Here is a 20234-nt window from a genome sequence, read left to right as displayed (position 1 = left end):
CTATGGCCGAAAGATATTGTGATAAGCGAATCGATAGCCTTTCGTTAAGGCGTAAGAGTCATTGCCTTGCCACTCTTCTTGGTCTCTGCTGTTTGCCTTTTTCTCTCGTGGCTGCACAGCTACAACAGCACGGCCACTTAAAGTATGAATATGATGGCTATGTATTTTCAGATTCGAGTGCTTACCAAGCACGTTATGGTCAGTATCAAGTAAATCAAACCGCCCAGCTTCGTTATCACATAGGAAGTCGTTGGCAATCTGGCTGGTTAGCCGAAGCGGATTATCAACTGCTGGCTGGTTATGGTGAGAAGCGTTTTCAAGCAACGCCTCTAGTGGATGGTTACTTTGGCTTAGGCTCGGTGATTGATGATGAACAACGCCTGTTTAATCTCACCCATACTATCTCTGAGCATAGAGACTTTGCGATGCTTCAGCGCTTAGACAGGGCCATCGTCGGCTATCAGACGGATAACAATGTCATCAAGCTGGGCCGACAAGCAATTACTTGGGGCAATGGCCTGTTCTTTAATCCTATGGATTTCGTCAATCCCTTCGACCCCACCTCCCTCGATAAGGAATACAAAACCGGTGATGACATGGTGTATGGGCAACACCTATTGCAAGATGGCAACGATCTACAGGCGGCCTATGTTATCCGCCGAGATGGCGATTTAGATGTCACTTTTGATGTTGCCACCGCAGCCCTTAAATACCACGGATTTATCGATAACATACATGAGTACGACCTCTTGCTGGCCGAGCATTATGACAGCCGTGTCGCTGGAGTCTCTAGCATTATCAGTGTTGGTGGTGCGATCTGGGCAACGGATCTGGTTGCCACTTGGGGAGAGGAAGATTATCTCTCTCTGGTGAGTAACTGGAGCTACTCCTGGGTTGGCTTCGAGCGCAATATGACCGGAACCATAGAGTATTTCTACAATGGTCTCGGTATTAGTAATGGTGATTATAGCTCCGAGTCCTTGTTGCAACATCCAGAGCTAGTGGCAAAGGTAGAGCGTGGCGAACTGTATAGCCTAGCGCGGCACTATCTTGCTGGTAACCTTTATATTGAGGTGACACCACTTTGGTCACTATCGCAAAACCTCTTTTATAATGCATCGGATAACTCGGCGCTGTATCAGCTACTTAGTCTGAATAGTCTGAGTGATGATTTTCGCTTAACCACAGCGCTGACAGTGCCTATAGGGGCCGATGGTACCGAATATGGTGGGGTAAAAATTAGCGAGGGGCAGTACGCTAGCTTTGAATTATCGCTCTATGCACAACTCGCTTGGTATTTTTGAATGGGTGAAAGTTAATATTTTCTCCTAGAGTCGCGCTTTCGATAGCGCAAGGCTTCACTGTTGGCTTAGCTAACTATTCGTTAAGAGAGGGGTTATTGGTTTAAAAAGCTTGTATAAGATTAAGTCGTAATGAACGCGATTTAATATAGGCATGTGGGGCTTTTATTGCGAGATATTAAGCTAAGCCTTTGTTCTATAAATATACAGGCAAGATAGCATACGGTCACAAGAGAATAGCGCAAACTGTTTCAATATCTGGTATTCTAGCGCCTTATTAGAAGCGACTAACATTGCATATAAATCATGTCCAAACAAGACTCTCTTTGGTTTAAATCTTTACGCTGGATCCAGCGTAAATTAGTTCACACTATCGTTGTGCCTCACGATCCCTTTGATGATCTCAATCTTGATCCAAGCAAGCCGCTAGCTTATGTGATGAAGACTGAGTCGGTCAGTGATATCGCTGCACTCAGTGAAATGACTGCAAAACTTGGCTTGCCTAGCCCTTACGAGGAGCTGGAGGTCAATGGTATCAAGGCTCCGCGAGTCGTTTGCCTAGAGGGAAGTAAGCCTCTTTTTGGCCAACGAGAAGGTGGTGAGCAGTACGTAGATTGCTTTAAGAGACTACTTAGCGTACATAAGCAAAACCGTGAATTAGACATTCAGTTGGTGCCTGTCAGCCTGTATTGGGGTCGTACTCCAGGTAAAGAAGATGACACCATGCGTGCGGCGGTACTTGAGCGCCAAAACCCGACCTGGTTACGCAAGTGTTTGATGATTCTATTTTTAGGGCGTCATAACTTCGTGCAGTTTTCCAATGCGGTGTCATTGCGTTATATGGCCGATGAACACGGTACAGATAAGCGTATCGCACAGAAACTTGCTCGTGTAGCAAGGGTGCATTTCCAGCGTCAGCGTAAGGTGATGACGGGGCCACAACTGCCTAAGCGTCAGGCGTTATTCCACTCTTTACTCAAGTCAGAGTCGATCGCGAAGGCGATTAAAGAGGAAGCGGCAAGCAAGAAGATCTCCGAGGCGGAAGCGCGTGCCAAAGCGATGGAGTATTTGGATGAGATCGCTGCTGACTACTCAGATAGCCTAGTGCGTATCGCCGAACGTTTCCTGACTTGGCTATGGAACAAACTCTATAAAGGCATCAATATTAAAGGTGCTGAGCAGGTAAGACAGCTGCATCATGATGGTCATGAGATTGTTTATGTGCCGTGTCACCGTAGCCACATGGACTACCTGCTACTGTCGTATATTCTCTATTATCAAGGTATGGTTCCGCCGCATATTGCCGCAGGTATCAACCTTAACTTCTGGCCTGCGGGTCCTGCATTCCGACGGGGTGGCGCGTTCTTTATTCGCCGTAGTTTCGGTGGCAATAAGCTATACACAGCTGTGTTCCGCGAGTATTTAGATCAGTTATTTACCAAGGGCTATTCGGTAGAGTATTTCACCGAAGGTGGTCGTTCGCGCACGGGGCGTTTGCTTGCCCCAAAAACGGGTATGTTGGCAATGACCCTAAACAGCGTGCTGCGTGGCGTAGAGCGTCCGGTGACTTTAGTGCCTGTTTATCTTGGCTATGACCATGTGATGGAAGTGGCGACTTACCATAAAGAGTTGAGCGGTAAGAAGAAAAAGAAAGAGTCTGTTTGGCAGGTATTTGGTGCTATCCGTAAGTTGGGTAATTTTGGTCAGGGCTACGTTAACTTTGGTAAGCCTATTACCCTGCATAGTTTCCTCAACGAACAGGCGCCAGATTGGCGTGAAGAGTTAGCTAAAGAGCCTGAACAGAAGCCGACATGGTTAACACCTGTGGTCAATACGCTCGCTAATCGTGTGATGACCAATATCAACGACGCTGCGGCGGTGAGTTCGGTCACTCTAACCAGTATGGTATTGCTGGCTTCTGAGCAAAATGCCCTTGAGCGTACCCAGTTAGAGAAGCAGTTAGATCTTTATTTAACGCTATTGAAAGAGCTGCCATATACCGAATATACCTCGGTACCAGAAGGCAGTGGCCATGATTTAGTGTCTCAAGGCTTAGAGCTTAAGAAGCTGCAGATTGAAAGCGATCCACTAGGCGATATTATCTCGATTGATCAAAGTATTGCGATCACCATGACCTATTATCGCAATAACATCATTCATTTGATGGTTGTACCGTCGTTAATCGCTGCATGTTTATTGCGTAAAGAAAACTGCACTCGTGACGATGTGATTAGTTTCGTTAACGATTTCTACCCGCTGCTTGAGGCAGAGCTGTTTATGGGGATCGAAGATCCGAGCCAATACAGTCACCAGATCCTCGATATTCTCGTGGCGCAGGGGTTAGTGATCGAAGATGGTAGATTTGAAGTGGTTGAAAGCAAAGTAAACCAACTGCTGCTGCTTTCGGGCACGATTGGTGAAACCATGCAGCGTTATGCCATCTTGTTTAATCTACTAGAAATGAAGCCTGAGATTGAACGTTCTGAACTCGAGAAAGATAGCCACCGTTTGGCGCAAAGATTGGGTGCACTTCACGGTATTACGGCACCAGAGTTCTATGACAAGAAGCTATACGCTACGCTGAGTGTCAAATTGAAAGAGCTAGGTTACCTAGCCGATAACCCAGGGTGCAGCGATATCAAACGTATAAAAGAGAGAGCGAATCTACTGTTACGCTCGTCCGTGAGACAAACTATTGTAGATAGTGTGCATGCGGAGCAGAAAGCTTAATGGCAAATCATATGAATGCAGCCAAAAACAAGGCTGCAGGTAAGTCGCTGTTAGGTGGCGCCATGATTATCGCGGGTACGGCAGTCGGCGCAGGCATGTTCTCTTTGCCTGTTGTTGGCGCTGGAATGTGGTTTGGTTACTCGCTATTGATGATGGCAGGTGTGTGGTTTTGTATGTTGGTGTCGGGCTTAATGCTGCTTGAAACCAACTTGCACTTCGATCCAGGGGCGAGCTTCGATACTCTGACTAAGGCGACTCTAGGTCAGTTCTGGCGTATCGTAAATGGCCTATCGATTGCGTTTGTGCTGTATATTTTGACCTATGCCTATATCAGTGGCGGTGGGTCAATTGTAAATCATAGCCTTGAAGGGCTAGGTATTCATCTACCGCAGAGTGTTGCTGGTTTGGTATTCGCCGGTGTATTGGCGACGATAGTCATTATCAGTACCAAGGCGGTCGATAGAATTACCACCGTGATGCTGGGCGGTATGATCATTACTTTCTTCCTCGCCGTGGGTAATCTGTTACTCGACGTCGAGTCGGTGAAGTTGTTTAGTCCAGATGGTGAAAACAAGTATCTGCCCTATATGCTAGCTGCACTGCCTTTCGGCTTAGTGAGCTTTGGCTATCACGGCAACGTGCCAAGCCTAGTAAAATATTACGGTAAAGATCACCGCACTATTATCAAGGCCATAGCGATCGGTACGGGTATTGCCTTGGTGATCTATACCTGCTGGCTTGTTGCCACCATGGGCAATATCTCCAGAACAGGCTTTATCGATATCATTGAGCAGGGCGGTAACATGGGCGTGCTAGTGAACGCCCTATCTGGCGTGATCACCAGTGACTGGTTAACGACCATGCTAACGCTATTTGCTAACCTTGCGGTTGCTTCATCTTTCTTAGGGGTAACCTTAGGTCTATTTGACTATTTGGCGGATCTATTTGGTTTTGATGAATCACGCACAGGCCGTTTAAAGACAGCTGCGGTGACCTTCCTTCCGCCGACTGTGCTTGGTCTGCTATTCCCCAATGGTTTCCTGATTGCTATCGGCTTTGCAGCGTTGGCGGCCACCATTTGGGCGGCAATCGTACCGGCTATGATGGCTTATAAGGTCCGAGCTATGTATCCAGATAGTACTAGTTACAAAGTACCTGGCGGTAACGCGGTGATCGCTATTGTGATCCTGTTTGGTATTGTCACTGCAGCATGCCACTTGTTGGCAATGGCAGATATGCTACCTCTATACGGTTAGTCGTTCGCGGCGGGTTGCTCAAAAAAGCCTCTTTTAAAGAGGCTTTTTTGTTTTCAGCCCTAAAGCATCTGCTTCAAAAGCTGGTTCGTTTATTTTCTAGCTTCAGTTTATTGAGATACTGAGTCGGCGTTTGGCGTCGAAAGCGGGTGAATGAACGGCTAAAACTGTGGGAGTTCGCATAACCTAAGCGGGTTGCAATTTCGGCCACGCTCATTCCCTCCAGCATATATTTAATCGCCTGATTACACAGAATGTATCCAGACAGGTAGGTAAAGGTGAACCCCAGTTTCTGCAACCGTCTCTGTAGCTGTTGCCGCGAAACACCAAACAGAGCGGCGACCGCATCGACGCTAGGCAAGCCATAATAGCGTGAATAATTCACCATCTCATACAGAACCTTAGGCTGATCCGTTGGTTGCGGCATATTGAGGTACTTCTCAAGCTGAGACAGTGGAATAGAAGTGGTGAGTGGCTCAGGGATATAGGTATAGTCGTCGGTGAACATCAACAGACTATCGATACCTAGCCACAGCTCGGTTTGCGGTGCATTCCAAGATACGGGGCAGCCAAATAGTGCTTCAGTTTCTTTTTGTTGAATAGGCGGGCCACTCAGTTGCACTTTGCGCGGACTGTAGTCGTTGCCGGCATAGTTTTTAATGGCGTTAAATAGGGTAAAAGCCACTCTTAATGAGTCATGAGAACGTGCCTTTCCCTTAACGAAAGCGTTGCTGTAGCACCACTTTAAGATCTTTCCAGATTGCTGAGCGTAGTAACTCGCACCAGACTGGAAGCTGCAGATCCCATGGTTGATCCGCCTAAATGACATTGCTAAATCTGGGGCACTTAAAAACCAATTACCCGGTATCTCTAGGTTCGCGAGCGTTAGGTGGCTCTGGATCTTCACCATAAAATCGGTTTCACCAGTTAATCGCTCAATCTGTTCGAACCACTTCGACACTTCTGTAAAAGGGATCAGTGTCATCCTATCTTGAAGTACTAACTTAGGGATGCCTAAGTCATCAGCCGTCACACCATAATGAGCCTCAATCCCCTCTAAAACCGGAGAAACATAGCAAGATCGAATAAAGGCAGTGTTGAGCAGCATAGTGAATATCCTAACCTGATAGTGACCTAATTGAATCATAAAAGAGTGATAATTGATACATAAGTGTACTTCATATTGTGGTGATGAAAAGAAAGGGCAAACTACGCAGCCAAAACACTTTTTTGAGGTTTATTCCTATGAGCTTGTTCAGTATGCCATTTGTAGATACAGGTGTTGATACGGCCCTGCATGGCGTTGCTGCGGTGGTGATGGTGGCGACGGTTGCTGCGGCGGCATTTGGATTCTGGAAGATCCATGAGTTACCAATCAATAAGGCGCACAAAGAGCAGCATCACCAGATAGGACTTATTACCGCGCTCACCTGGATAGGGTTTATTTGGCATTGGGTATGGGTTGTGGCGGTCATCGTTGCCTTTGTCGATGGAGAGAAGGCGCTACGCAGGATCAGAGATGTATGGCGTGAAAAAGAGCCGCAAGCGATAGCGAATGATCCAGCAGTAAAAGAGGAGCAAACCAATGCTTGAAGGCTTAGCGGTATGGGCACTGTTTATCTATCTACTTCGCCTAGTCGGCATGCCTTGGAATACCTACAGTAAAGCGTTTGCCTACTTAGGAGGTACAGGCTGGTTGATGTTTGTCTGGGTGGGTCTGCTTAATTATACCCCGATGGATCTATCGGGTGGCTCCTTAGTGCAATCTCCCCACATTCAGCTGCGTCCGGCAAACTCGCAGATCCGCGGTAAGGTTGAGAATATCTATGTTCAGCCTAACCAGAAGGTTGAGGCTGGACAGCTAATTTATGATTTAGATGCCGAGCCCTATCAAATTGCGTTAAATAAGGCCTTGGTGGCACAGGAAGCCGCCAAGGTAAATCTGTCGTTGGCCAATGAAGATGTAAAGCTTGCGCTTAAGCAGCATGAAGTGGCTATCGCCGACGTCAGTATTACCAAGAATCAGCTCGATGCATCGACGAAAGATCTAGCCTGGAAACAGAAGACATTGGCGCGCTTTATTGAGCAGAACCGTGTCGTGCCAGATACCATCACTAAGAGCCAGTTAGATGAGCAGCAAACGGCGGTGGATCTTGCTAAGGCGCAGGTGCAAACCTATTCAACCCAAATTGAGAAGGCGCAGATGGCAGAGCATACGGCGCTGCTGAATATTGAGAAATCTCATCTGGCAGTAGAGAGTCGTCAATCGGATCTCAATAGCGAACATGAAAATGTGGCACAGGCTCAGTGGAACTTGGATAACACTAAGATCTATGCGCCTGCCGATGGCTATGTGACCAACTTTATCATGCGTGAAGGTCAGTACGTCGGGGTAGCGCCACGCATGCAGATGTACACCAATGAAAAGTACGTACTGATGCGGGTGAACCATCAGGCGATTCGTAACGTTAAAGTTGGTCAACTCGCAGAGTTTGCCTCTGCGGTTTATCCTGGAAAGGTGTTTAACGCCGAAGTTGAAGGTATCGTCGAAGCCACAGGTGAGGCGCAAGGGCGTTTGGTGGCTTTAGATGACAATGTTAGGCAAACCACAGGGCAAAACCTTAACAACAAGCACCATTTTGTCAGGTTAAAACTGACCGAAACTGGTGATTACGATATTCCAGTCGGCTCCGTCGGACTTGCATGGATCTCTGGCACTAAGCCGATAGAGTTCTTAGCTTTCTTAGATGTGATCCGTGGTATCGTGATAAGAATGAAGTCACAAATCTACTACTTCTATTCCATCTAATCTAATCCGATAAAACTAGCCCCAAGCTTATCAGGCTTGGGGTTAGCTATATCTAATTTCTGGTTCTGCTTGCTGATGCAATTTAGGCAAATACGCAGTTACGACCGTTATTCTTAGCCTTGTATAATGCCTCATCGGCGGATTTTAGTGTTTTTTCAAATGAGGTTTCACCGCGCTGCTCGGCTACGCCAATCGAGATGGTGATATTCACTGTCTGGTTTGGCTTCTGCTTTCTGTTTCTATCTAATTTACTCTTACCCTTGCGTCCCTGATCGCGTAGCACAATATTATACTGACTGATTTTTTGTCTGATCTCCTCTAGATGGGGGAGTACTCGTTCAATATTTCTGCTTTCAAATACTATGGTGAACTCCTCTCCGCCGTAACGAAAGACTTGACCACCGCCTTTCACTTTGCTGAGTTTCTTTGCCACTAAACGCAGAACTTGATCGCCAACATCGTGGCCGTAGGTATCGTTAAAGCTTTTGAAGTGATCGATATCCACCATCGCCACGCAGTAATGTTTATTGAGCGATAACGCCATGGTATTTAAGGCTCGTCGAGAGGCGAGCCCGGTTAATTCATCTTTATAGGCGAGATCATAGAGTGCAAATAACATAGAAAACAGGTACGCAGCCGCTAACATAGAGAGCAGGATGGAAAATGCCATGTCGTTGGGAAGGTAGTAGTGAAATAGCCAAATGAATTGCGTCAGTGCAATGGTAGAGTTGGTTCCCGTTGCGTGCCAAACGGTATAGATGCTGATCACTATGCATGAGATCCCGATGGGAAGATACAGGGATGCGATCAAGTTAAGCATGCTAGGCAATTGGGTCATATTAAATGATGATAAACCTTCTGCTCCTGCCTTCCAGACAAAGGCCAGTGCAAAGCAAGCAGAGATACCAATTAAGACTTTGAAAAAGTGGATGGAAATTGGGCTTCTATCCTTGCTGATAGCAAAAAAAGTGATGATTAGAGTGCCAGTAAGAAAGACTTGGTCTCTGTCAAAGCTGACGAGAGGTTCTGTTTGGCTAAGGTGGTAATAAAGCAGTAACAGTATCGATAGGTAGCTAATACGACCACAGCTAAATTGCAGTGCTAGCACTGCAGAAAGCGATAACAGGTAATAGGGGAGGTCATCAAACCTAGGTAGCCATCCCTGCCATGTGACCGTTAACTGCTGGATCACGGCGATACCAATGAACGCAAGTATAATTGGGGCAAAGAGATAACGTAGGCTTCGCTCTAATACAGGCACTCACACTCCTCCTTGATGATGGCTGGATCTAGATTATAGTCCACAGGATCAAACCTATCTTATTTTCCACAGTCGATGTTTCTAGGTGATTTTAAGAATTTACTCACGCTTGTTTGCATCATTTGCTAGTGATAGTTGGACAGCAGACGCAAATCGGTCTTAACTCAAAGGATTAGGATGCGTTAGCGATGGAACCTGTGATGAAAGTTGACCAATATTTTCAAGGCCAGCCATGCTGGATAGAGTTAGCCTCTCTGAATATCAATGCAAGCAAGCAGTTTTATAGCAGCTTATTTGGTTGGGAGATCATCGATATGCCTATCCCGCAGGGGATATATAGCATGATGGCGATCGATGGTGATGATATTGGTGCCATGTATCAACTGCCCGAAGAGATGGTGGCTAATGGTGATACCACCCAGTGGACAGTGTATTTTGCGGTAGAAAATCTTGATTCATCGCTAGTCGATGTCATCGGAGCGGGAGGGACTCTGTTGATAGGTCCCCATGATGTCGGTGAGGCTGGGCGCATGGCGATCGTTCAAGATCCAGAAGGGGCGAGGTTTGCACTCTGGCAAGCGAAAAACCATCTGGGAGCGCAACGCGCAGCCGAAACTCATACCCTGTGTTGGGTGGAGTTAGCCTGTCGTGATCCGCAGGAGGCAAAGAAGTTTTATCCCCATGTGTTTGGCTGGGGGACGAGAGACAGTAATATGGAAGGCATGGATTACACCGAGTGGCAGGTGGGAGCGCAAGATATTGGCGGCATGATGGCGATGTCCGAGGAGTGGGGTGATATGCCTGCCCATTGGATGCTGTATTTCACCGTTGAAAACTGCGATGACAAAGCGGCGCAGGTTGATCAGCTCGGTGGCAAGGTCTGTGTGCCTCCTACCGATATTCCTAATGTTGGTCGCTTTGCGGTAATTAACGATCCTGACGGTGGCTTCTTTTCGATTATAGAGCTGCGTATGGGCAGTTAAGCTTATACCGATTGACTATTAATAACGAAACAGGGTCGCAATGCTGCGACCCTGTTTGGTTATGGCTTTCTAACCTACTCCTTACTTAAAGATCGGCCATAGATCAGCAGATAGATCGCAGGGATCACAAATAGCGACAGCAGTGGTGCTGTGACCATACCGCCCACCATAGGGGCTGCAATTTTTTGCATCACCTCATTACCCGTACCGCTGCCCCACATGATAGGTAGTAATCCAAAGAAGATGGTGGCTACCGTCATCGCCTTAGGACGAATACGCATAACTGCGCCGTGAATAAGCGCTTCGCTTAAGTCGCTGCGTTTATTGAAGTCTCCAGCCAGCCTACGCTCTTTGATGCTGTTATTCAGGTAAACCTGCATTACCACGCCAAATTCGGCGGCAACACCAGCAAGCGCGATCATCCCCACAGATACCGCCACGGAGAAGTCGAAGTTCAGGAAGTAGAGTAACCAGGCGCTCCCCACGAGTGAGAAAGGTAGACTCAGCATAATCACCGACGCTTGGATAAACGAGCTAAAGGTCATCATGAGTAACATGAAGATAACCGCTAGCATTAACGGCACAACCAGCTGCATCTTGGCTTCTACTCGCTGCATATACTCATATTGACCTGCAAAACTATAGTTGTAGCGTGGCGGTAAGGCGATCTGCTCGTCTAGCGCCGCCCTTGCTGTCGTGATGTACTCGCCGATAGAGATATCTTTCAAATCGACAAATACCCAGCTGATCAAACGGCCGTTTTCACTGGCAAGCATAGGTGCACCATCACTGATGGTGATGCTGGCAAGGTTACCTAGGGGCAGATATTTGCCCGTTTTTGTTAGTACAGGCAGATCTTCTAGCTTTTCGATACTGTCGCGCAGCTCCCTTGGGTAGCGGATATTGATCGGATAGCGTTCTTGGCCTTGAATCGACTGTCCCACCTGCATGCCGCCAATTGCCATCTGCACCACGTCTTGAATATCTTTGAGGGTCATTCCATACCGAGCGGCATTTTTAAGATTGGGCTCAATATCGATATAACGACCACCACTGGTGCGCTGGGCAAAGGCCGAAGCCGTGCCGGGTAGTTTACTGACCACGGCTTCTATCTCTGTGCCTATTCGCTGCAACTCATCGATATCGGCACCGGATATTTTTATGCCGACAGGGGTTCTCACCCCGGTTGATAGCATATCGATACGAGTCTTGATTGGTTGCACCCAGGCATTGGTCATCCCCGGAACTTTGACGGTTTTTTGTAGCTCAGCGATAATGCCTTCCAGCGTCATACCTTCTCGCCAAGTGTTCCTTGGATTAAGCATGATGGTGGTCTCAAGCATGGTGAGAGGCGCCGGATCCGTTGCTGTCATGGCGCGGCCGACCTTACCAAATACCCGCTTCACTTCGGGTATGGTTTTTATCAATCTGTCGGTTTGCTGCAAGATCTCCGCCGCCTTACCTGCACTGACGCTCGGTAGTGTGGTAGGCATGTAGAGTAGATCGCCCTCTTCGAGCTCAGGCATAAACTCGCTGCCCATCTTGGTCATCGGATATATCGCACTTGCGAGTGTCACCATGGCCAGCAAGATGGTGATTTTTGGAAAACGCAGTACCAAGCGTAGTGTCGGCTCGTAAATCGCGATTAATAATCGGCTAATCGGGTTTTTGCGCTCGTCGGGGATTTTTCCGCGAACGAAATAGCCCATTAACACTGGGATCAGGGTGATCGCCAATATCGCACTCGCCGCCATGGCAAAGGTCTTGGTATAGGCTAGCGGATGGAACAGGCGTCCCTCCTGCGCCTCTAGGGCAAACACTGGCACGAAGCTTAGGGTGATGATCAGCAAGCTGAAAAACAGTGCCGGCCCGACTTCAACCGATGCTTTGCGAACCAATTCCCAATGTGCTTCCCCAGTAGGCGTGGCACCATTATGTTGCTCGCGGTAGTGCTCTAAGTGTTTATGGGTGTTCTCCACCATCACAATAGCGGCATCCACTACCGCACCAATGGCGATAGCGATACCGCCTAGGCTCATGATATTGGCGTTGACACCAATCATGTTCATCACGATAAAGCTGATTAGAATCGAGATCGGCAGTGAGATAATCGCCACTAATGTCGAGCGGGCGTGGAGCAGGAAGATCAAGCAGATCACTGCGACCACAAGCATTTCTTCCAGTACTTTGTGCTTGAGGTTATCCACCGAATTAAGAATAAGCTCAGAGCGATCGTAAGTGATCACTAACTCAACCCCATCGGGTAGGCCGTTTTCTATCTCTTTGAGCTTGCCTTTAACATTATTGATGGTCGCAAGGGCGTTCTCACCGTAGCGCATCACCACGATACCGCCGACCACTTCGCCTTCACCATTTAGTTCGGCAATACCACGGCGTGCGGCAGGACCGGTACGCAGCTGAGCCACATCTTTCATCAATACCGGCGTGCCAGATTCTGACACGATACCTAGCGGGATCTCTTCAAAATCGGCCAAGGTTTGGCGATAACCGGTGGAGGTGATCATATACTCGGCTTCGGCCATCTCGATAACCGAGCCGCCAGTAGAACTGTTGGAGTTATCTAAGGCATTTTTCACCGTCATCAAATCAATTTGATACAGCGCCAACTTATGCGGGTCGACGATGATCTGATAGGACTGCTCCATGCCGCCTATGGTCGCCACCTCAGATACGCCCTCTACGCTTTGCAGCTCCAGTTTTAAAAACCAATCTTGCAAGGAGCGTAATTGAGCTAAGTCATGCTTACCCTTACGGTCGACTAAGGCATATTGGAACACCCAGCCCACGCCAGAGGCGTCAGGGCCTAAGGTCGGGGTAACGCTATCTGGCAGTTGTCCCTGAGTCTGAGAGAGGTACTCTAAAACCCGTGAACGTGCCCAATAGATGTCGGTACCATCTTCAAAGATAATATAGACGTAGGAGTCACCGAACATGGAGAAACCACGCACGGTTTTCGCGCCTGGCACCGCCAGCATGGCGGTGGATAACGGATAAGTTATCTGATCTTCCACTAACTGCGGCGCCTGTCCTGGATAAGACGTTTTGACAATAACCTGCACATCAGACAGGTCGGGTAGTGCATCCAGAGGTGTCATGCGCATCGCCTGATAGCCAATTAAGGCAATCACAGCTGTAAGCACTAACACCATCGCTCGCTGTTTAATCGAGGCACTGATAATTTTTTCTAGCATGATCAGTCTCCGATTAGTGGTTTGCGTGTGGATCGTTTGCCGCGCTACTGTTCTCGCTGCTATTGCTGCCACTTAAGCGCTGTAAGCTGCCTTGGATACTGGCTTCTGAATCCAGTAAGAATTGACCGGAAACAATCACCTTGTCGCCAACGGTTAAGCCTTCGATGATCTCGGCCTTGCCCTGAGCAATCATACCGACTTTAACCGGCACAGAAGCAAAACGGTTATCGTCACGCTGCACCACGACACGGTTCTCGCGGCCAGTGAGGATCAAAGCTTCTGTAGGGATCGCTAGTACTTCTCGCTTAGGCCCGCCAAACAGCTTCACATCGACTAAGGTACCAGGCTTTAACAGTTTATTTGGGTTATCTAACTTGATCCGCACGCGCATTGCACGGGAGACGGGATCCAGCTCTGGATAGATGTAGTCGATGGTCGATTCTAGATCGAATAACCCCTGAGCGGCCGAGGTGACTTCCACAGGGCGCCCCAGTTCTAACCAGCTCTGTTCATTCTCAAACACATCGGCAATCACCCACACACTGCTTAAATCAACGATTTCAAACAGGGTATCGCCGGGCTGGACATACATGCCATGACGTACCGTAAGCTTACTGATAAAGCCATCCTGCTCGGCATAGAATGGCACCCGATAGATAGTCTTGCCTGTGCGCTCCAACTGCTTGATTGTGGCTGAGCTCACACCGAGTAACTCAAGGCGTAGACGAGCCTTACGTAGTAAACTTTGGCCACGATTTTGGTCTTGTTTCAGATAGTCTACCGCTTGCATATAGTCATCTTGAGCATTAATCAGCTCAGGAGAATATAGCTCATAGAGTAGTTGGCCTTTCTTTACGCGTTGGCCGACGTTGTGCACCATCAAGGTTTCAATCCAGCCGTTGACGCGGGTGTGACTGTGGCCGATGGCGTTCTCGTTATACTCCACGGTACCGATAGTTTTCACTAGCTTCCAAAGCGTGCCTTTAGTCACTTGCTCGCTGCGCATACCAAGAGCTTGCTGCATACCGCCCGATACGCCAACAACGACTTCCTCACCGACACCGCCGATAGTGACTTTCTCTAAGTCCATACCACATATAGGGCAGCTACCAGGCACATCTGAGACGACATGGGGGTGCATAGGGCAGACATACTTTATGTTGCCGTCACTACTACTTTGCGCGGCGGGCGCCAGCGTCGGTTTAGGCTGGCTGAGGATTTTATCTGCCTGAGACTGCTCAGTTGATGGAGTCGATTGAGCTGTGTGGTTATGGCCAGCATGCTCATCGGGGGGAGTTTCTTCTTCCTCCTCTTTTACCAAAAACATCTTACACTCAGGGCAGCGGCCAGGTTCATGGCTAGTCACCTCTGGGTGCATGGGGCAGTAGTAGTTTTCGATAGCCGCAACCTGGGATGAGCCTGATTGCTTATCCCCTTCTTGTTCGTCTTGTACCAAAAACATCTTACACTCAGGGCAGCGGCCAGGTTCATGGCTGGTCACCTCTGGGTGCATGGGGCAGTAGTAGTTATTACTAACCGCTGCTTTCTGCTTTTGATGAGACGTGGTGTCCGCTTCATCTTGAACGAGAAACATCTTGCACTTAGGGCAGCGGCCAGGCTCATGGCTGGTCACCTCTGGGTGCATAGGGCAGTAATACTCAGTTCCACGTTGATTGGACTCATGCTGATGAGTCTGTGTATGTTCTTTGTCGGCAGCCGTCGCCTGGCTAAAACCCAACTGCGGGGTTGCAACCATCACTAGACTTAAAGCGCAGACTGCAGAGCGGCGCGCTTTCTTCAGTTTTAATAAACTCATAATGCCTTATCTCCACCCTAGATATTAGTGATGCTTGTGAGCAGATTTAGCAGCCTTGTCGCCAGCAGCGATAGGTTCTAGATCCATTCCACACTTAGGGCAGCTATCGCCTGCTTGACCTGTAATAGCTGGGTTCATAGGGCATGCATGGGTATGCTTGCTCATATGTTTGTGGTGCTTGTTAGCTTTATTAGGGCACGACTCTTTGTTAGGGCAAGAGTCACAGTTTTTAGCGTTATCGGCTTTTGCGATAGGTTCTAGGTCCATGCCGCATTTAGGGCAGCTGTCGCCTGCTTTACCTGTAATAGCTGGGTTCATAGGGCATGCATGGGTATGCTTGCTCATATGCTGGTGGTGCTTGTTAGTTTTATTAGGGCACGACTCTTTATTAGGGCAAGAGTCACAGTTTTTGCCATGGCCTTTAGCTGCAGTTTTAGCTGCTTCTAAGTCCATGCCGCACTTAGGACAAGAATCACCTTTAACACCGGTTACTTCAGGATGCATAGGGCAAGCATAATCTTGGCTTTGCACAGCGTGTTGGTTCTTATGGGCACCATGATGGTGCTCATTTGCTGATGCTGTACCCGTCCAAGACAGAAGTAACAGGGCAGATAAGGCTAAACTTATAAGGGTTTTCATAACTCAACTCCATCGTATAGATGGCCGAATGCCTGTGCTTAATTTGAGCAGCAGAACAATTAACGGCTTAAATAATTGCTGATTAAGATTAATTTGTTTTCTTTTTTTACAAAGAGATATTCGCATAGGGGCATAGTGCCTTGGTTTACGCGATTGGAGGTCTTAAATCTTGTGGCAATGAAATAGAGTGGAAATGAGGCATAGGAGTGGCCAATGCAATATCGGAAGTGTTGAAACCTGGCCAAGGTGTCACACTAAACAGGGTACCTGTTACTGAAATAACCAAGCAGTGGTTGCAGTCACTCTGGCAGTTTCCGTTGCCATTGCAGCAGCTTTGAGAGTCGCCGGGAAGCATTTGCATACTCTCTTCAGACTCACAGCAATGAGTGTCTTCATCCATTTGGTCTTGGTGACATTCAGTTCCCGCTTGCATGCTCATCATTGGCATTTCATCTGCCATCGCATTTGGCACCATCCATGAACCATTAGTCAGCACTAGCTGGCTCAACAACGCGAGCAGCATAAATGCTAATAATGTATGACGGCGAATTCTGCTAAACATGATGTTTCCAAATAATAAGCAGTGATTAGTCTACCATAGGAAAAGAGCGGCGCATTGATAAAGTTCACAAATTCACCTGCTCAACGCGCGTTCTTTATAAGATATGGGCTCAATATCTTACTGTTTTGATAGTAGTAATTTTGCCATCAATTGTCCATGTGTCATCAGGCTAACCTGTTTTTCACTACCCATACCATTATTGAGCTTAATGGTTGGATTATCGATGAACTGATAGGCATCCTCTTCAGACAAAATGCTCGGCGTGAACGCCTTATAGTTGGCGGCAGTTTCAAGGTCGATATAGAGGTAAAGTGGCTCAGACCTTACCCAATTTGAATCTTCCGCGTTGGTTTCGAATAGATCACGGTACTGTACCTCAATCAAATTTTGTCCTTGATCTAATTCTAGATAACGACTGTCAACGTTACTTAATCCATTAACGGTGAGTACTTCAATCGACTCGGGAAACGCTACTGAGGCGGCCTGAGATGTGAAACTGGCGATTGATAATGCGATTACGCTGATAAACTTTTTCATAATAAACTCCAAACAAAGTTAGATAATGAATATGGCGGTCAGTGTTCGGCTAAGGCTGGTAGGCAAGACTCTAGCTTTCCTACTACCATTTAAGCCCCTTGAAAACAGCTTGAGACCGATCGCCTCGCCTACTATCAACATTGGATTGATAGCTAAAGGCGCAGATTGCTTAAATTGTTGTAACTGACTTCTTGTGCTGTATTGAGTTAGCTAAAGAAGCCGTTAAATATGAGGTTAAGCGGGCAAACCGATGGGAGGGGGATTGAGCGATGAGAGTTCAGCGGTCTGTAAAGACCAGAAAGCCGTTTGTAGGCTTGCCATTGAACTTTGAGCGATAAGCATTAATTGCGCTTGCTCTACAATACCGGGCGCAGAGACACTGCTGGATGCACAGTCGTTTGCACCCAACATCTTACATAGAGCGTCGCAGTCTATGTTATCTAAGTTTAAATTGGGCATCTTAGATGCGCAGTTCATTTGAGAGTCTGCTAAAAAGGACGCGGTTAAGGTATTAGCGTCTAGAGCCTCGCTTTGTGTTTGAGATACTTGAGACTCGATATGTTGAGATGCGTGTGAACTGGCATGCAAAAATTTAGGCATAGCCATCGCAGGAGACAGAATAAACTGTCCAATCAATGCGATAAAAAATGCTAAAAAGGTAATTTGCTTACGCATGCCTAACCTTAGGTTATGTAACAAAGTGGATATAATTAACTAGACCTGCGCTTTATCGGAAAAGTTGCAAAAATCATAAAATTTTTGATTTTAGGCCTGTTACCCATCTCACTTTTACATCTAAAAGAATTTCAAATTAAATAACCTAAATCAGCCTAATATCAGGTTGGTAACTTATTAACCTTGCGATAATCAATGCTTTAGCGTAGCTTTAGTGATGGTGCATATAACATAGGCTGACGTTGGCGCCAAAGACAGATTTGGAGCCATGTCTCATTTTGCACTTTTAGTTCCAGATCAATGACTAGGATCTAGTTTATAATGATCAAATAAATAGAGATGAAGTTAACTTACATCGATATAAAAATTAAATACTTGGAGATGAGTGATGAACTGGCGAGCACTATTTAAACCTAGCGCAAAATTTTCGATTCTGGCATTGCTGATTATCGGTGTCGTTGTCGGTGTTGTTGGCTACTTTGCTACACAACAAACTTTACACGCAACGAGTACAGATGAGTTCTGTATGAGCTGTCACAGCAACCACTCATTAAAAGATGAAGTGCTTGCATCTGCTCACGGCGGCGGTAGCGCGGGTATCACGGTACAATGTCAAGATTGTCACCTTCCACACAACCCAGTTAAGTACCTAGTTAAGAAGATCATCGTATCTAAAGATCTATACGGTTACCTAACTATCGACGGTTTCAACACTCAAGAGTGGTTGGATGAAAACCGTAAAGAGCAAGCCGATCTAGCACTTAAGTATTTCAAAGGCAATGACTCAGCTAACTGTCAGCACTGTCACACTCGTATCTACGAGAACCAGCCTGAAACTATGAAGAAGATGGCGAAGAGAATGCACGCTAACAACTTCAAGAAAGAAGAAGACAAGCGTAAGACTTGTGTAGACTGTCACAAAGGTGTTGCTCACGTTTATCCTAAGGGATAATGCTCACGTTTATCCTAAGGGATAATGCTCAGGCATAAGCCTAGCCACTGAGTGAACCAAGCTGTTTTAAGTAACAAGTCTAAGCAGCAAGTTAAATCGCTAAAAGCCCCTTAATTGGGGCTTTTTTGTTTTTAAAGATCGGATAAAGCAGGGAAAAGCCGGGAAAGGTCCTAGGAGGGGCAAAGAAAGGTCCTAGGTTCTAGGCCCTTCTTTTAAAGCTAAGACGAACGGCCTGCGGCCTAGGGAACGTGACTACGTCACTGACGGAACGCTGCGCTTACGGAAAAGATGGAAAAGCAAAGACGGTACAAGCTAAGACGAAAAAGCGGCTTCAATCTTACTGTTGTAGATCGGGCTTGAGCCCGTCAGTCTTTTGATTTTCCTAGTAGGGCGTAGTCCGCCCTCGTAGCGAAGCGCCCTAGGATCTAGGTCGTAGGTCCTAGGAAAAGCAAAGCCCGGTAAAAGCCGGGAAAGCTAAGAGACGGAAAAGGTGGTGCTTTTGGCTTTTCCTAGCAGGGCTTAGCCCGTCCTCGCAGCGAAGCGCCCTAGGATCTAGGTTCTTCTTTTAAAGCTGAGCCTGCTTATCCATAACCTGCCTGCGATACTGCAGTAGGCTGAATACGCCGAAAAGGAAGACCTGCAGATAATCTGATTTTTTCAGTGGTAGCAAGGTGTTAAACAGCGTGTGGAAGATGAACGTCTGAAAGCAGTGCATAAAGATGGTCATCACAAATAGGATGTTGAGGATCACCGATACATTGCCCTCAAATGGCATGGCTAGGTTATACAGCATCATTAACCAAGCGAATGCGGTCACAATTTTACCTAGAACGAGCATAGCTTTCATTTAGTTGGTTTCCTCGGTGTCACTTGTCGTTTCATCGAGCACTGGCTCGGCTGAATATTGATATAAACGATAGATCACTTGACCAGCCTTCTTCTCTTTTAGCAAGCTCCAGCTCGCCGGTACGGTTAGCATGGCGATTTCGCTTTCTGTTTCTACGTAGATCAGAGCATCATCCTTAAGCCACTGATGCTGATCGATAAGGCTAATGCTCTTCTCCGCCAGTGACTTTCTAAAAGGCGGATCGATAAACACCAGATCGAAGCCTTCGCTCGGCTTGCTGGCAAGTAAGGCTAGGCTATCACCCTTGATGACATCGGCGTTCTCACACTTGAGCGTGGCAAGATTAGCCACAAGCTGTTTCGCCGCTTGAGCCTGGAGCTCGAAAATCTTGGCGTAACTGGCGTATCGTGACAGTGACTCTAGGCTTAACGCGCCACTACCGGCAAAGCAGTCGAGTACACGAGCGCCACGCACATCATTAGCAATCCAGTTGAACAGAGTCTCTCTGACGCGATCAGTGGTTGGGCGCAGTCCTTCAAGATCGTGAATGGGCAGCTTTCGCGAGCGCCACTGGCCTGAAATAATCCTAACTTGACCGCTAGAAGGTCTTTTTTTGACCATGGTGTCCTCGTGATTTTGCCTAATGAAAGAAAGTGG

Annotated in this window: 17 protein-coding genes; 7 read left to right on the top strand and 10 right to left on the bottom strand. The window is 47.3% G+C overall.

Annotated elements, in window-relative coordinates; translation table 11 throughout:
- Positions 1-2: 2 nt before the first annotated feature.
- The 3 genes from L1D44_RS17700 to mtr all read left to right on the top strand — a co-directional run bounded on the left by L1D44_RS17700 (position 3) and on the right by mtr (position 5287).
- Positions 3-1304 carry a hypothetical protein gene (locus L1D44_RS17700; protein WP_239892641.1) on the top strand — a complete coding sequence of 434 codons (1302 nt, stop codon included), beginning with the start codon at positions 3-5 and terminating at the stop codon, positions 1302-1304.
- A 303-nt stretch (positions 1305-1607) separates the two neighbouring features.
- Positions 1608-4031, top strand: a complete 2424-nt coding sequence (gene plsB, locus L1D44_RS17695) for a glycerol-3-phosphate 1-O-acyltransferase PlsB (RefSeq protein ID WP_239892640.1) — start codon at positions 1608-1610, stop codon at positions 4029-4031.
- The gene (mtr, locus tag L1D44_RS17690; protein ID WP_239892639.1) at positions 4031-5287 is read left to right on the top strand and encodes a tryptophan permease; all 1257 of its coding nucleotides are present in this window, start codon (positions 4031-4033) and stop codon (positions 5285-5287) included. Before plsB ends, mtr begins: the two co-directional genes overlap by 1 nt.
- A 73-nt stretch (positions 5288-5360) precedes the next feature.
- On the opposite strand, the gene L1D44_RS17685 is transcribed toward mtr, so the two are convergent.
- Entirely contained in the window at positions 5361-6392 is a 1032-nt protein-coding gene (locus L1D44_RS17685) for an AraC family transcriptional regulator (protein WP_239892638.1), read from the bottom strand.
- Positions 6393-6529: 137 nt separating this feature from the next.
- On the opposite strand from L1D44_RS17685, the gene L1D44_RS17680 reads away from it, so the two are divergent.
- Together L1D44_RS17680 and L1D44_RS17675 are read left to right on the top strand one after the other, a co-directional pair.
- Entirely contained in the window at positions 6530-6877 is a 348-nt protein-coding gene (locus tag L1D44_RS17680) for an MFS transporter (RefSeq protein WP_239892637.1), read from the top strand.
- Positions 6870-8093, top strand: coding sequence for an efflux RND transporter periplasmic adaptor subunit (locus tag L1D44_RS17675; protein WP_239892636.1), 1224 nt, complete (start codon positions 6870-6872; stop codon positions 8091-8093). The genes L1D44_RS17680 and L1D44_RS17675 overlap by 8 nt, the downstream gene beginning before the upstream one ends.
- A gap of 82 nt (positions 8094-8175) precedes the next feature.
- Here the strand turns inward: L1D44_RS17675 and L1D44_RS21875 are convergent, their stop codons facing one another.
- Positions 8176-9354 (bottom strand): GGDEF domain-containing protein, encoded by a 1179-nt coding sequence (locus tag L1D44_RS21875; protein WP_239892635.1) that lies wholly within the window; start codon positions 9352-9354, stop codon positions 8176-8178.
- A gap of 200 nt (positions 9355-9554) precedes the next feature.
- Between L1D44_RS21875 and L1D44_RS17665 the strand changes: the two genes are divergently transcribed.
- Complete coding sequence (locus L1D44_RS17665) at positions 9555-10337, top strand: VOC family protein (protein WP_239892634.1); 783 nt, start codon at positions 9555-9557, stop codon at positions 10335-10337.
- A 74-nt stretch (positions 10338-10411) separates the two neighbouring features.
- Here the strand turns inward: L1D44_RS17665 and L1D44_RS17660 are convergent, their stop codons facing one another.
- From L1D44_RS17660 to L1D44_RS17635, 6 genes are all read right to left on the bottom strand, one after another.
- Positions 10412-13549 carry a CusA/CzcA family heavy metal efflux RND transporter gene (locus L1D44_RS17660; protein WP_239892633.1) on the bottom strand — a complete coding sequence of 1046 codons (3138 nt, stop codon included), beginning with the start codon at positions 13547-13549 and terminating at the stop codon, positions 10412-10414.
- Between the two features lie 13 nt (positions 13550-13562).
- Positions 13563-15365, bottom strand: a complete 1803-nt coding sequence (locus tag L1D44_RS17655; RefSeq protein ID WP_239892632.1) for an efflux RND transporter periplasmic adaptor subunit — start codon at positions 15363-15365, stop codon at positions 13563-13565.
- A 24-nt stretch (positions 15366-15389) separates the two neighbouring features.
- On the bottom strand, positions 15390-16004 hold the full coding sequence (locus L1D44_RS17650; protein ID WP_239892631.1) for a heavy metal-binding domain-containing protein: 615 nt from the start codon (positions 16002-16004) through the stop codon (positions 15390-15392).
- 145 nt (positions 16005-16149) lie between these two features.
- On the bottom strand, positions 16150-16566 hold the full coding sequence (locus tag L1D44_RS17645; protein ID WP_239892630.1) for a hypothetical protein: 417 nt from the start codon (positions 16564-16566) through the stop codon (positions 16150-16152).
- Between the two features lie 117 nt (positions 16567-16683).
- A complete protein-coding gene (locus L1D44_RS17640) occupies positions 16684-17103 on the bottom strand; it encodes a DUF2057 family protein (RefSeq protein ID WP_239892629.1) in 420 nt (139 codons plus the stop codon).
- A gap of 234 nt (positions 17104-17337) precedes the next feature.
- Positions 17338-17778, bottom strand: coding sequence for a hypothetical protein (locus L1D44_RS17635; protein ID WP_239892628.1), 441 nt, complete (start codon positions 17776-17778; stop codon positions 17338-17340).
- 388 nt (positions 17779-18166) lie between these two features.
- Between L1D44_RS17635 and L1D44_RS17630 the strand changes: the two genes are divergently transcribed.
- Positions 18167-18730 carry a NapC/NirT family cytochrome c gene (locus L1D44_RS17630; protein ID WP_220770013.1) on the top strand — a complete coding sequence of 188 codons (564 nt, stop codon included), beginning with the start codon at positions 18167-18169 and terminating at the stop codon, positions 18728-18730.
- A 565-nt stretch (positions 18731-19295) separates the two neighbouring features.
- Here the strand turns inward: L1D44_RS17630 and L1D44_RS17625 are convergent.
- Positions 19296-19577 (bottom strand): DUF1145 domain-containing protein, encoded by a 282-nt coding sequence (locus L1D44_RS17625; protein ID WP_239892627.1) that lies wholly within the window; start codon positions 19575-19577, stop codon positions 19296-19298.
- Positions 19578-20198 carry a 16S rRNA (guanine(966)-N(2))-methyltransferase RsmD gene (gene rsmD, locus L1D44_RS17620; protein WP_239892626.1) on the bottom strand — a complete coding sequence of 207 codons (621 nt, stop codon included), beginning with the start codon at positions 20196-20198 and terminating at the stop codon, positions 19578-19580. It lies immediately after the preceding gene.
- Between the last annotated feature and the right edge of the window lie 36 nt (positions 20199-20234).

The organism is Shewanella sp. Isolate13 (genome assembly GCF_022398325.1).
Lineage (GTDB): Bacteria > Pseudomonadota > Gammaproteobacteria > Enterobacterales > Shewanellaceae > Shewanella.
Note: the sequence above shows the minus strand (reverse complement) of the source record. Positions and strands in the feature narration are given on the sequence as shown.